Source organism: Psychrobacillus lasiicapitis, from assembly GCF_006861795.1.
GTDB classification, from domain to species: domain Bacteria; phylum Bacillota; class Bacilli; order Bacillales_A; family Planococcaceae; genus Psychrobacillus; species Psychrobacillus lasiicapitis.
Window position 1 is genome coordinate 1 of record NZ_VDGH01000010.1, and the last position, 13,292, is coordinate 13,292.

Consider the following 13,292-nt stretch of genomic DNA (forward strand, 5'->3'; position numbering starts at 1 on the left):
TCCTCATAACTTTCATTGCCTTCTAAATAGCGCATTATCATATTGAATTTTTCTTCGGCTGTAAATCTAGCCATAAAAAACACCCCGCAAATGTTAGTTTAGCGTCTAACATTTACGGGGCAGTTCATATTGTGGAAACGCTTTTTATAAATAGTGCGTTAGGATGGTTACTATCCCTATATTGTGCTTCATTCTCAAGCATATTCGGAGCAATCTAGGAAAAGTTACTAAATAGGATAGCGAAATGTTATCCCGCATTAACGGGCAGTAAGACTCCCACTTCAAGATTGAAGAAAAGCGATAAAGATAAGTGGGAGGTCAACTGCCCGTAAAAGCCCGATTGGTTCAACTAACAATCAGTGGGGGATAACGGGGACTAAAAGCGCGACGTCCATGTCGCAACGTCCCCACTAGCACGTCCTGTGCGTCAAAAAAAAAACTGATTGAAGTTTCACTTTATTTGATTGCTACCCAAATTTCATTATAGGCATTTAAATTTTTTGGATCCGTTTCTATGTATACTTCAAACGGTTTTATTTCGTTTGGCACGTATCCGGTGGAAGGAAACCATTCCGAATAGATTCGTTCCCATGTACTGGCTAATGCGGAAGGAAAAGGCCCTTGTACTTCAAAAACAACCCATTTAGAAGGTGGAAAGTCTACACTTTTTAATCCGACTGGTACGCCACCGCTATATTCCACTGCAACATAATAATCCATTTTATTTTCTTCTTTATTCACTTCTGCCCAAATACCTAAAAGTCCTTCTGTTTCCCCACTTCTCAACTGCTCTAGTTGATTGAAGGTCCCATTTTCATGAATGGTATTCCAAAAGTTCTGAAATGCTGTTATACCACCGTCTTCTACTTTGTATGGAAATTCTCTATTTACTCCTATTACTTGAAAAGCTTGTCGTTCGACAATACGATGTTGCATTTATTTTGCTCCTTTCCTATAGCATGTTTCTCTATTGAAATTATATGCCAATATGACGACATACTCCAGTTTTTATAGTCGAAATGCTTTTATGTATGAAAGTTTGTTTTTAGCGAAAGATAAGTGAGTGTTTCAATGATGTTGAAGGAGGTGTTAATCACAATGAGAACGATACATCGAATTGCTTTAGTACTCGTTATAATTGGTGCTATTAACTGGGGATTAATCGGTTTTTTTAGGTATGACTTAGTAGCGTCTATATTTGGAGGACAAACCGCAGGTATCTCTAGATTTATTTATGCACTTGTCGGATTGAGTGGACTCATCTGCTTACCACTTTTATTTGAACCATCAAGAGATGTAGAAGTGGAAAGAGATACTCGAGGCTTAAGAAATGTAAATTATGGAACGGAATTTGGTGAGGAAACAGATTTAACCGATATTAGAGATTATTCGGAGCGAAAAAAGTCTGAGGAAAAGAAATAATTCCGTATTCACGATCAAAAAACTGACGACCTTTTATAGGATCGTCAGTTTTTTGTTTGGATAACTTGAATTGAAAATAAAAGGAGATATCCTTATGCATCACGAAGATTACATAGATAAGTGATGAAAGGGGATTGCTCATGTTTCTAATTAATGTGGAAGCTGCTGTATTTAAAGAGGATAAGTGGCTTTTAATCAGAAGAAGTACAAAGGAAGCACATGCTGGTGGGGAATTGTCATTAGTAGGTGGAACGGTGGAACGCGAAGGAGATTCTACGGCTATTTTAGAAAGAACTTTACATCGAGAGTTGTGGGAAGAAGTAGGAGTGGAAGTAAAAGACCCTATTTTGTATGTCCGAAATACTTCCTTTGTATTAGCAAGTGGAAAAGAGGTAGTAGATATTGTGTTTTTATGTGAATTTGATAAAGGGGAACCATACGCAAAAAGCTCAGATGAAGTGGAATCGGTTCATTGGATGACGACGGATGAAATTTTAAATAATCTAGGGATCCAGCATTACTTGAAAGACAGTATTCTAGCGGCAGATGCTATGAGGGCTAAGGGAGAATTTTAATGGAAATTAAGATTAATAAATTTTTTAAAGATGAATTAACCATTCAAGATATACAAACAGGTATGGAAAGCGGAGAAATTACATCAAAAGAATTAGTTATGTACTATTTATTTAGAATTGCAAAATATGACCAAGATGGATTAAAAATTAATTCCATTTTAGAAATAAATCCAGACGCTATTTTTATTGCGGAAGGATTAGATTATGAAAGAACGATAAAAGGAGCAAGAGGACCTTTACATGGAATTCCGGTTTTACTGAAAGATAATATTGAGACAAACGATTCAATGCATACAAGTGCCGGTACCATAGCTTTGGAAAATCATATTAGCGATAAAGATGCATTCCTAGTGGAGAAACTACGAAAAGCAGGAGCTGTTATTTTAGGAAAGGCGAATATGACAGAGTTAGCCAATGCGATGTCTTCAGAAATGTGGGCAGGTTATAGTGCGAGAGGAGGGCAAGTAAGAAACCCTTATGGCGATGAAAATCTTTTTGTTGGAGGATCAAGTTCAGGCTCTGCGGTAGCGGTTGCAGCAAATTTTACTGTTTTATCTGTAGGCACGGAGACAGACGCATCTATTCTTAGTCCTGCTATTCAAAATTCAGTAGTTGGTATTAAACCTACAGTTGGTCTAGTAAGTCGTACTGGTATCATCCCTTTTACATATTCCCAAGATACAGCAGGTCCGTTTGCAAGATCTGTCACAGATGCAGCTATATTATTAGGAGCGTTATCCGGTGTTGACGAACTCGATCCCGCTACTTTTAAAAGTGAAGGACGGGTTGAGCAGGATTATTCCGTTTATTTAGATCCTAATGGTTTAAATGGTGCGAGAATTGGTGTATTCCATGTTATTTCAGGAGAATCTGATGAGTATGATGAAGCATTATTTATAAATGCCGTTCAAATACTCAGCGACAAAGGGGCAACGGTTATTAAGGATATAGATATCCCTTCTTTCCACAGAGACTGGAGTTGGGGAGTCTCGTTATATGAATTGAAACATAGCTTAGATAATTACCTTTCTAAATTAACGCCTCAATTACCTGTTCATTCTATTAGTGAATTAATTCAGTTTAATAAAACAATAGGAGAAAAGGCGTTAAAGTATGGACAAGATAAGTTGGAAAATAGAGAACGGTTTTCCAATACTTTAAGAGATCCGGAGTATTTGAAAGCAAAACTAGAGGATTTGTATTTTTCTCAAGAACAAGGTATCGACTATGCTTTAAAAAAATATGATCTGGATGCCATTCTTTTTCCAGCCTACATTGGTTCAACCATTTCTGCGAAAGCAGGATACCCGTCTATCGCCATACCGGCAGGATATATGAAAAACGGAAGACCATTTGGGGTAACTTTTGCAAGTGCAGCTTTTAGTGAAGGAGTATTAATCAAACTTGCTTATGCTTTTGAGCAAGCCACTAAGCATCGTAAAAGTCCAATTCTTGCTTAAAGGAGAATATAACAGTGAAAATTATTGATACGGTTCCATATTTTCTTCATAATTATGAACCATCTATCGACTTTCTAAGAGATTACTATGCGAAATATTCAGCTATTTTTGAGCATTATTTTGCTCTACATTGCAAAGATACAGAAGAAAGACATACTGAATCGATAAAGAAATATCCACAGCAATTTGCTGCGATTAAACAAGTGCATGAAAATATAGTACCGGTGATTGAGGAGATAGCAGCGGAATATGAAAAGCTGTACCAAATTACTTTTCCTGTCGATATAAATTTAATGGTTGGTGGGTTTGGATCAAATGCTTATACCAATCACCAGATTATTCCGGATATTACGTTTGCTTTAGAAAAGCTATCGCCGAAGCCAGATCATTTACGCGTAATTGTTGCGCACGAATTTGGTCACGCCGCGCAAAATATTATTTCTGACCAAGCGGGGATGAATTGGCCGACCGTCCATTGGACAAGCCTTCTTATTGGGCTATACAGAGAAGGAGTAGCGACACATTTCTCCCGACAAACAGTGCCAAATGTACATCCTTCTATTTACTTTTCCTATAACGATGAAGGATATGAATGGTTAGCCTTTGCAAAAGAGAATGCAGAAACTATAAAAAAAGCTTTTGCTAAGGACTACGAAGCCTTAACCCGAGAAGCGTTATTTCATGAATGGTTTTCCATCAATGGTGGGAAAAGTTTTGGATACAGTAGATTAGCCTATTTTTTAGGAGATCTGTTTTTTCAATCTCAAGTGCAGGAAATTGGTGAAAAGGAAGCTATTGTGGCATGGAAAGATGAAGGATTTGAAGAACAAGTAAAGCAATGGCTGTTTAAGACAAGGAGAATATAATGTTTATAGACAATCTAGAAGAATACGATGATCCAGTTTCATATGATATTGAAAATAATGCATATCTAGAGGAATTACCATTTTTAATGGAGTGGGCTTCAAAGAAAGCTGGACCTATTATTGACTTAGCTTGTGGCACAGGAAGAATTACAATTCCTTTAGCTAGTAAGGGCTTCGATTTAATAGGTGTTGATTTACATGCGGGTATGCTTGAACTAGCGAAGCAAAAGGCAAAAGAACAAAATGTTCAGATTGAATGGGTAGAGCAAGACTGTACGCAATTAGATATAAATTGTAAAAGCCCTTTAATCTATATGGTCGGAAACTCTATTCAGCATTTCCATACAAATGAATTGCAGGATAAGCTTTTGTCCTCTGTCCATCAACATTTAGAAGAAGATGGAGTGTTTATTTTCGGAACGAGATTTCCAAGTTCAGACGAATTGCTGCAGCCAAGTACAGAAGAGTATTGGAAAACGTATAACGATCCAAATTGTAATAAAAAAGTCGACGTTTATACCATTAGCAACTATGATGCATTAAATCAAATTCAACACTATACGACGATAAGAAAATATAAAAACGATGATGGAACAACGGTGGATGAAAAAAGAACGAATATAAGCTTGCGATATACATATCCACTGGAAATGGAAAGGATCTTATCTGAAAATGGATTTCATATTATACGCGTACTAAAAGACTGGAAGGGGAGTCCTATTAGTAATGACAGCTATGAAATGATCTATGTATGTAAAAAAGTTGGAGAAAAAAGGACCGATTCAGTCTAATGACTATTCGGTCCAAATTCGTCTATACCTTATGAGTTTATTTCAATTTCCTCCACTTTTATGAACCTAAATACGATGAATAAAAGAATAACTCCTAGCACACCAGCTGTAATATAACTTACATTAAGATAATTATTCATCACAAGTGACATCACAGGAGGACCGGCGGCAACCCCGATAAACCTAGCAGAACTGTAAAAAGAGGAAACTGTTCCTCTTTGTTCTTTTTCTATATTTTCGGTTATTATGGCATCTAGCGCAGGTAGTAGTGCACCAATCGAAATTCCTAGTATGCTTGTTACAACCAATAAAAGGATTAGTTTTTTACTTGTATATCCGACAAATAGGACACTTGCGGAAGTACCAATTAAACAAGCAATCATCATTTTTTTGATGGTCTTTAATTTGCCTTTTAGATTTCGACCAGTGAGATAAGATGCGATGCACAGCAATAAGAGAGGAATGGCTAGAACGAATCCCTTTTTTATCCCTTTAATATCATGTGTTTTCTCCAGATTTTCAGACAGAAAAAATAGCACACCAAATAATATTAGCATAGCAAACAGCCCATTCAAAAATACGGTGAACAACCATTTCCCTTCCTGTTTGAATGTTTTCTTTAAGTTAGATAAAAAATCATTTAATTTAACCGGATCATCTTTTTCTTTTGGTACCTTTACAAAGAAGAATATTAATATGATGGAGATTAGACTAAAGAAGGATATAGAAAAGAACGGTAAAAACCATAAAAAAGCGGCAAATAAAGATCCGAGAATGGGGCTCAACACTTTACCAAACGTATTGGAGGTTTCAATAATTCCTAAGCAAGAACTTGTTTTTTCCTCATCATCCTTGTATAGGTCCCCAACAAGTGGCAATACAATAGGCATAGCACCGGATGCCCCTACACCTTGCAAGATTCGACCGATTATGATCCATGTAAAAGGACTATCCAGTTTCCATGAAGCAAAACCAGCAATGAGTCCTCCGATTAATGCAAGGATAAGACTCGGTAAAATAACCACCTTTCTACCAAAACGATCGGAAAGATAGCCTGCTACTGGTATGAGAAAGATGGCAGCAACAGAATAGCTGGTAATAATCATACTCGACTGAAAAGAAGTAATCCCAACTTTATTTTCCAATATCGGTAGAACTGGAATAAGCATAGAATTTCCAAGTGTCATAACGAGAGGGATTGAGGCCATACTTACTATACACCAAATACTAACTTTATTCTCTTGATTGTTTCCTGTTTCCATTTGCACACCTCAATGATCTTTTGATTGTGTTCAATCATTAAAGGTATGGTGTCCTCACGCCTTGTTATTATACTTAGAGTGAAGATGGTTAAAACAGGGAGTGATATGCTTGAATGCCAAAGTATATTCCGAAACCAATCATAGATAGAGAAGAAATCAATGAAACTGTTTTTAAAAAGGAAGTTGATAGTACCTTTCGTGAACCACTCGATATAGTGGACATGATTAAATCTACAAGAGTAATTCCGAGCAATATGGTAATGCTAAAAAAAATAATTTCGATTCCTGTTAAAGTTCCACCGCCACTTACTAATATAGATCCATATATGCCTAGCCAAAAAAGGATAGTTAATGGATTCAAGAATGCCATTAAAAGCCCAGATAGAAAGGATTGTCTCAGACGCACTGTTTTTCGGTATTTAGCATCCATTGAAATAGTGTGTAATGTGAGTAAGTTTTCAATTCCCGTATACATGAGAACGAAAAAACCAAATGACCAAAGAAAGGTTTTCATAAAAGGAGAATCTATAAACTGTGCTACTCCGAAATATACCATGAGCATGTATAAAATATCGGTTGCTATTGCTCCAAGACCAAAAAACCATGCATGAAAAAAACCATCCTTAATCCCTTTGTTTAACAAGGTTGCTTTTACAGGGCCAATCGGTGCTGCTAATGAAACACCTAAAAAGAAGTATGTAAATAATGAATTCATAAAAATAGCCCTCCGTTAAAATGATGTCTTAGCATCATATTCACAGCGGACTAATTGTACAACTTCCTTCAAAATAAAATTTTCCTACACTAATCTTATTGTTAGTTTCTATAGCCTTCCTTTGGATAAATAGCATAATTGATTGTTAAAAAACGGAAGGAAAATATCCGCATCTGATGCTTGGCATATAGCTGACCTTCCTTAATTTCTTCTATTATAAATTGCTCTTGTAATGGTAATTTAAATATAGATTTACCAAATGCCAAATAAATTCCTGCATCCGATTCAGCAGCCCCTTTACTTGTTAAAAGGAGCTTTTCTCCGTGGCGATGTAGTTCTAGAATACCAATCATCGATGACCAGGGCAGTGGCAACGCAATATTCATATACGCTTTATCGTTTGTTTGATGTGATGAGTAGAGGGCCACAAAAATCACATCTTTTTCTATTTTGCGTACCCAGGCTCTTGTTTTTACACGCCCGTCTTCTATCGCGATTATATCTCCTGTCATTTCCATTTGTTTATTGTTAAATGGTAGATTCAGTTGCTGAATTTTTTTACTAATCTTTCGATAGACAGCAGCAAAGGGCTTGAACCAACTATGCCAGTAGACTTCTGAAAACAGTTTGTAATCCGTTGTATTTTCATAAAAGTCGATAATGGTAGAAGGTAGATTATTTTTTTTCACATATATATCCATATCATCAACAAGACCTTTATATTGCTGTTTTCCCTTATGTTTAGTTAAAATTTGTTCGCCGATTTTGTGTGTGCCTGTTATTTTACTAATAGGAAAATGCCAGCCTTGCTCTTTAGACGAAGGTGTTACTATAGCCCAACTGATCATCCCACATAACGCAAATAAAACACAGTTAACTAGACCATGAAAACGCAACATAAAATCGATATGCACAGCAGTAACTCTCGCTGCATACAACAAAGAAAAAATAATCGTGACTCCTAATGAACCAAATGATACGAGCACGCCTATTTTTTGAAGAGTCCTTGGAAAAGTCGCTTTCAAAGTCAATACAATCAAACCGTAAATCCCAATAATATAAAGAAGTACCGAAACAACTTCCAACCAAGGGGCAAATGTTATACCAAGTGCAACTACAATAGGGGAGATTAATATAATGGTACAAACAAATTTATAACCCGTTGTCTTATAAAAGCGACCAAGAAAACCAATAAAAACGGGTAATAGGAAGGAAGAATAATGAAAATGAATTCCCGTTAACCAAGTAAGTAAAGGGGAAAACCCCGTATCAATTTCTGCTATATAGGCAAAGAACCACATGCCACCGATGAATAAATACATCATCGCAGCGTCAATCGCAAATTCTTCTAAGTATATAAAGCCTCTTCTTATAAAACGTCCAAACCCAAATAAAGCCACTACAAATGTAAAAAGTAGATAGATGGCTGCAAATACAACGTCCAGTTTAGTCTGTGGTGTGACTTGTAAAATAAATATCGACAGAAAAGCAGGGATGGCAAAATAATAATAGAATCGCTTTTCTTTTTTTAAGATCAATTGTAAAGTGACTGGCACAAATAAAAGCTGGGCGACAGTTAACATTAAAAAATACAATGGTCCCACAGTAAAAATCACCGCTACTATAAATAAAATAATATGTAAAAGTGCAATTCGCTTAAAAGTCATCGGCTTGAAATTCTCCTTCATATTCAAATAAGGCACCGATTAATGGATTTGTTATGAAGACATGTATAGAAAAAACATCTCTTTCTTCTATATAATATTCCGTTACCTGGACGTTCCCTTGAAAAACTTTAGGTAAAGGAATCTCAAGTTGCCCCATAACGAATCGTTGCTTCCGGGACTCAATTCGCATATGTCCCTTTTCGGAAACAAAGAAAACTAACTCCGAGTAAAATAAACTCGGCTCTCCTAAATAATCTTTTACGATGTTTTTATCAGAATCTAGGCTCATCAGCGCGTTAAAATATCTTTTATTTTTAGGAAACTGAAAAGTTCTTTCCCAGTGAACTTGTTGCTCACCGTTTGAACCAGTTCCTGTTGTATTAACAATCCTAAAAGGAATGTTCTCTCCTTGCTCTGGAAAAAGGAACTTCCAGCGAGTAGCTAGTAAAAAGAAGGGGGACAGCCATTTAGGACCCCCGCTTATTTTTTTCATGATACCAGTCGCCTTAAAAGGTTTTCCTTCGGGAAGCGTATATCTTTTTTGGAGCATTGGATGAAGTTTTTCAAATTGTTCTCCTAATATTTCTTTATAGATAGTCATTCATTTAACTCCTTCTCTCATTCGTTTGCAGCTTTTTGCAGTCGGAACATCCTTGCTCGTAAAAAATCCAATAATAGAAAGAACGAATAAAGTGATGTTAAAAGTTAAAGGATTAAATGGATGACTCATACTAGCGGGCTCCGCAATAATTGCTGATAAAGTGAGCAAAGGAAAAAGGTACAACTGTATTTTTAGCAATCTTTTTTTATGATGATAAAGTAACCAAATAAAACCAAAGATTATTTCTGCCATGCCAATTGTCGCTACAAGATTATATGCCTCGCTTCCACGCATGGACAACAAACTGCTCGTCATGCTAACCTCTTCGGGATGCATCATTATTAGTTTCGGTACTAACCCTTGATATATCCATACAAAAGCGAACAGGAGAGTAATCATCCAATGACTAAAAAATCGTCGGTACTGCGAAATTGGAGATTCTCCTTTTTCAAGCCACCTTTTTAATACATCAAAGCTTAGTGCAGTTGCCCATCCAATGAGAGGACGAAAAATAAGATGGTCGAAAAATCTGCCTAATGCACCAAAATTCGTTTCATAATCGTATTGTGTGAGAAATTTAAGGGCATTTTGTTCTGGCTTATACTTCCAGTAGCCCTTTCCTTCACGAATAATGGAAATTGCTTGATCTGTCCCAAAGTGCAAGGAAGATGTTCGGGAATCGTCTTTTGCATGAAAAGTACCAACACTTTTTCCCCATCCAGCAATATTTAGCCCTAAACCAATATTCGTTTTATATTCAAAATGTTGCGGTTCATCCTCTTGTTTTGGTAAATAGGTAATAGAAGAAAAGCGGAGATCCCATTGTTCATGTTGCTCTGGAGTCTGTGTTGCTTCCCATAATTTATCCATTTCTGCATCAATAGCTATTTCTACATAGATTGGTTTTCGCTTCATACGATTCACCTCAAACTAAGCTTATCATAAGATGAAGGAGTTTTGAGTAGGCGTGAAGAATTGAAATAGAGATAAAGTGAAACTTCAATCAGTGGGGGTTTTTCGACGCACAGGACGTGCTAGTGGGGACGGTGCGACATGGACGTCGCGCTTTTAGTCCCCGTCATCCTCCAATGATTGTTAGTTGTGTCCCACACGATGTGGGACACACAGACGTTGCACACGCTCTTTTATTTTGCGACGAGCTTTGCGCAGGAGCAACACGATGTTGCGTACTTAGTCTGGGATCATTTCATCGGGCGCATGCCAGCAGTTGATTTCCCACTTATCTTTTGGCTTTTCTTAAATCTTGAAGTGGGAGTCTTACTGCCCGTTAATGCGGGATAAAAAGATAAAGTATTTTTAAGAAGGGGGATCACTATGTCGGAACATCGTTTTCAACAGAACATCAAAGAATTAGATGAGATGAAATTAGTAGGACTTAGAGTGCAATGCCTAGGAGATCAATATATGAGTGAAATTCCTAAAGCGTCCATGGAATTACAACAACGAATTGATGAAATTAAACAAGTAATTAATCTGTCTTTTCAAATCGGGGCGTTCGTTGTTGATAATACTACTGATGAAGAGGACGGTTACTGGGTTTGTGTGGAAGTAAAAGAATATGAAAATATCCCAGAAGGTATGGTAGTTTTAACTGTTCCTTCCCAAAAATATGCAGCTCTTAGACATATAGGAGCGAACAATATGATTAGAAATTCATATGAAAATTTACATAAGTGGATAGAAGAAAAACGTTTAAAAAGGCTAAAGGATAAATGGCATTTAGAAATATATTCTAGTTGGCAAGATCCAAAAAATGTAGATGTATTGCTGTTAGATACAATTATCTAAACTGTTTCGATTGAAAATGCTCATGAAGAGCTTGTTAAAAAATATTAGTGAAATAAGGAGTTTATCATACATGAATATTCATCAAGCAACGATTAATGATCTTGATTCCCTAGTGGAACTTTTCGACTTATACAGACAATTTTATAAGCAAGAATCGGATTTTAAAGGTGCAAGAAATTTTTTAGAAGAAAGATTAATAAAAAACGAATCCATTATTTTCCTAGCTTTCGATGAAGGAAATCCTGTTGGCTTTACACAATTATTTCCATCCTTTTCATCTGTAAGCATGAAAAAGTCCTGGGTGTTAAATGATTTATATGTGAAAGAAACGGCACGGAGAAAAGGAATAGCAGAAAAACTAATAGGAAAGGCGATTGCGTTTGCTGAGGAAACGGATGCAAAAGGTATTTTACTAGAGACGGCTGCAGATAATGTGAATGCGCAAAAGCTGTATGAGAAAATTGGATTTATCAAAGAATCCACTTACTTTTATTATTTTTCGATTTGAAGCATGCAAGTCAACATTTCAATGAATGTTGGCTGTTCTGTTGCTTTAGGTACGTAGTATAAATCTAGAAATATTATTGTAGGAGTGGTTTTTAATGAAAAAGATATTATTCTTTGCTTATCCTCAGTATGCAGATTTTGAAATTGCACATGCTTTATTTTTACTAAGAAAAGTTGGTAAATATACGGTAACTACAGTATCCGTTGATGGGGAAGACGTGGAAAGTATTGGCGGACTATGGACAAAAGTAGAGGGCGCCCTGTCGGATATCAATATATCTGATTTTTCATTGATTCTTATTTCAGGAGGAGATGGCGTCCCTGCTATTATAAATAAAGAAACCATTTCTGCTAAGTTAGTAGAAGCATTTAATTTGGGTATTCCAATCGCCTCCATATGCGCTTCTGCAGTATTACTAGGAAAAGCGGGACTCTTAGAAGATCGGGAGTTTACATGTAACCAAAGTACCTTTGAAAATAATGAAAAAATTTTTTCACAGTCTATTTATACTGGAGATGATATAGAAGTAAGTCCTCAGTTGATTACCGCTAAAGGCACCGCATTTGCTGAGTTTGCTGTATCGGTAGGCCAAATGCTTGATCTATTTCAAGATAAAGAGCAATATGATTCGCTTTTAAAGTTTTGTAAAGGTATGTAAAAAGGGATATGAATGAATATGAGCTATAATTGGGAAACGTGTTCAGAAGAAATCAGAGAGCTAGTTTATCATTTACTTGATAAAACAAAGGAAATTGTAGCAGAAAAATTAGTAGGATTTTATTTACATGGCTCTCTTGCGATGGGAGGATTTAATCCTAAAAATAGTGATATAGATATTTTAGTTGTAACTGCAGATTCTATATCTATCGAAACCAAAAGAATATTAGCGAAGTTGTTTTTAGAATGCTCCAACAACCCATTTCCTGTCGAAGTCAGCTTTTTAAATGAAGCACATTTGAAGGATTGGGATTATCCTACGCCATTTGATTTTCATTATAGTGAACAATGGAGGAATAGGTATGAAGAAGAAACGGCTTTTTTGAAAGATATGCCAAAGACAGATGCCGATTTAGCCGCCCATATTACAATTACAAATCATCGAGGAATTGTAATATGGGGAAGAGCCATTTCGGAAGTGTTTCCTATCGTTCCTAAAACTCATTATATTTCCTCCATTTTGAGTGATTTTGAGGATTGCGTAAAGAATATTGTGAGAGATCCTGTTTACTGTACATTAAATCTTCTGAGGGTGTATTGGTATGTAAAGGAAGGAGTTATTTCCTCCAAGCAAGAAGCAGGTGATTGGGGATTAACTGTTCTTCCAAAAGAGTTTAACTCGACGATCCAACAAGTTGTAGCGGCTTATGCGAGTGAGGAACAAAATCCTATCGTTGAATCAACACATCTATTTCGAATAAGAGATTATTTAAAAAGAGAAGTGGAAGAGTTGTTGAGGACGGAAGTTTGAGCGGCGAATTGGAAATAAAACAAATAGAGGAATTGTTAGCTATTGATTTAAAACCCTTAGTACAAGAGAGCAAGGAAGAGAGCTTTCGATAGATTCATATACGGAGGCTAAGAAAACTGGTCGATTAAGAAGTTTTGGACAGGTAAAG

15 protein-coding genes are annotated in these 13,292 nt (G+C 36.3%); 9 read left to right on the forward strand and 6 right to left on the reverse strand.

All coding sequences use genetic code 11. The annotated features are described in order from the left end of the window. Nucleotides 1-456: 456 nt before the first annotated feature. Nucleotides 457-936, reverse strand: a complete 480-nt coding sequence (locus tag FG382_RS16230) for a GyrI-like domain-containing protein (RefSeq protein WP_142539946.1) — start codon at nt 934-936, stop codon at nt 457-459. Between the two features lie 162 nt (nt 937-1,098). On the opposite strand from FG382_RS16230, the gene FG382_RS16235 reads away from it, so the two are divergent. From FG382_RS16235 to FG382_RS16255, 5 genes are all read left to right on the forward strand, one after another. Then, nucleotides 1,099-1,422, forward strand: a complete 324-nt coding sequence (locus FG382_RS16235; RefSeq protein WP_142539947.1) for a DUF378 domain-containing protein — start codon at nt 1,099-1,101, stop codon at nt 1,420-1,422. Nucleotides 1,423-1,562: 140 nt separating this feature from the next. Next, nucleotides 1,563-1,997 (forward strand): NUDIX hydrolase, encoded by a 435-nt coding sequence (locus FG382_RS16240; protein ID WP_142539948.1) that lies wholly within the window; start codon nt 1,563-1,565, stop codon nt 1,995-1,997. Beyond that, entirely contained in the window at nt 1,997-3,457 is a 1,461-nt protein-coding gene (locus FG382_RS16245; RefSeq protein WP_142539949.1) for an amidase family protein, read from the forward strand. The genes FG382_RS16240 and FG382_RS16245 overlap by 1 nt, the downstream gene beginning before the upstream one ends. A 14-nt stretch (nt 3,458-3,471) precedes the next feature. Then, nucleotides 3,472-4,323, forward strand: coding sequence for a hypothetical protein (locus tag FG382_RS16250; RefSeq protein ID WP_142539950.1), 852 nt, complete (start codon nt 3,472-3,474; stop codon nt 4,321-4,323). Next, on the forward strand, nt 4,323-5,114 hold the full coding sequence (locus FG382_RS16255; protein WP_188713354.1) for a class I SAM-dependent DNA methyltransferase: 792 nt from the start codon (nt 4,323-4,325) through the stop codon (nt 5,112-5,114). Before FG382_RS16250 ends, FG382_RS16255 begins: the two co-directional genes overlap by 1 nt. Before the next feature lie 29 nt (nt 5,115-5,143). Here FG382_RS16255 and FG382_RS16260 read toward each other — a convergent pair whose 3' ends face one another. The 5 genes from FG382_RS16260 to FG382_RS16280 all read right to left on the reverse strand — a co-directional run bounded on the left by FG382_RS16260 (nt 5,144) and on the right by FG382_RS16280 (nt 10,274). Continuing rightward, a complete protein-coding gene (locus tag FG382_RS16260; protein WP_142539951.1) occupies nt 5,144-6,376 on the reverse strand; it encodes an MFS transporter in 1,233 nt (410 codons plus the stop codon). A gap of 88 nt (nt 6,377-6,464) precedes the next feature. Then, nucleotides 6,465-7,091 carry a LysE family transporter gene (locus tag FG382_RS16265; protein WP_142539952.1) on the reverse strand — a complete coding sequence of 209 codons (627 nt, stop codon included), beginning with the start codon at nt 7,089-7,091 and terminating at the stop codon, nt 6,465-6,467. 101 nt (nt 7,092-7,192) lie between these two features. Then, complete coding sequence (locus FG382_RS16270; protein ID WP_229677437.1) at nt 7,193-8,758, reverse strand: YndJ family protein; 1,566 nt, start codon at nt 8,756-8,758, stop codon at nt 7,193-7,195. Then, nucleotides 8,748-9,359: a DUF4166 domain-containing protein gene (locus FG382_RS16275; RefSeq protein WP_142539954.1), complete on the reverse strand. Its 612-nt coding sequence runs from the start codon at nt 9,357-9,359 to the stop codon at nt 8,748-8,750. The genes FG382_RS16270 and FG382_RS16275 overlap by 11 nt, the downstream gene beginning before the upstream one ends. Further along, entirely contained in the window at nt 9,360-10,274 is a 915-nt protein-coding gene (locus FG382_RS16280) for a DoxX-like family protein (RefSeq protein WP_142539955.1), read from the reverse strand. Nucleotides 10,275-10,694: 420 nt separating this feature from the next. On the opposite strand from FG382_RS16280, the gene FG382_RS16290 reads away from it, so the two are divergent. From FG382_RS16290 to FG382_RS16305, 4 genes are all read left to right on the forward strand, one after another. Beyond that, entirely contained in the window at nt 10,695-11,168 is a 474-nt protein-coding gene (locus FG382_RS16290; RefSeq protein ID WP_142539956.1) for a GyrI-like domain-containing protein, read from the forward strand. A 70-nt stretch (nt 11,169-11,238) separates the two neighbouring features. Then, a complete protein-coding gene (locus FG382_RS16295; protein WP_142539957.1) occupies nt 11,239-11,676 on the forward strand; it encodes a GNAT family N-acetyltransferase in 438 nt (145 codons plus the stop codon). Between the two features lie 94 nt (nt 11,677-11,770). Continuing rightward, nucleotides 11,771-12,334 carry a DJ-1/PfpI family protein gene (locus tag FG382_RS16300; RefSeq protein ID WP_142539958.1) on the forward strand — a complete coding sequence of 188 codons (564 nt, stop codon included), beginning with the start codon at nt 11,771-11,773 and terminating at the stop codon, nt 12,332-12,334. Nucleotides 12,335-12,352: 18 nt separating this feature from the next. Then, nucleotides 12,353-13,144, forward strand: coding sequence for an aminoglycoside adenylyltransferase domain-containing protein (locus tag FG382_RS16305; protein ID WP_142540166.1), 792 nt, complete (start codon nt 12,353-12,355; stop codon nt 13,142-13,144). The last annotated feature ends 148 nt before the right edge of the window (nt 13,145-13,292 follow it).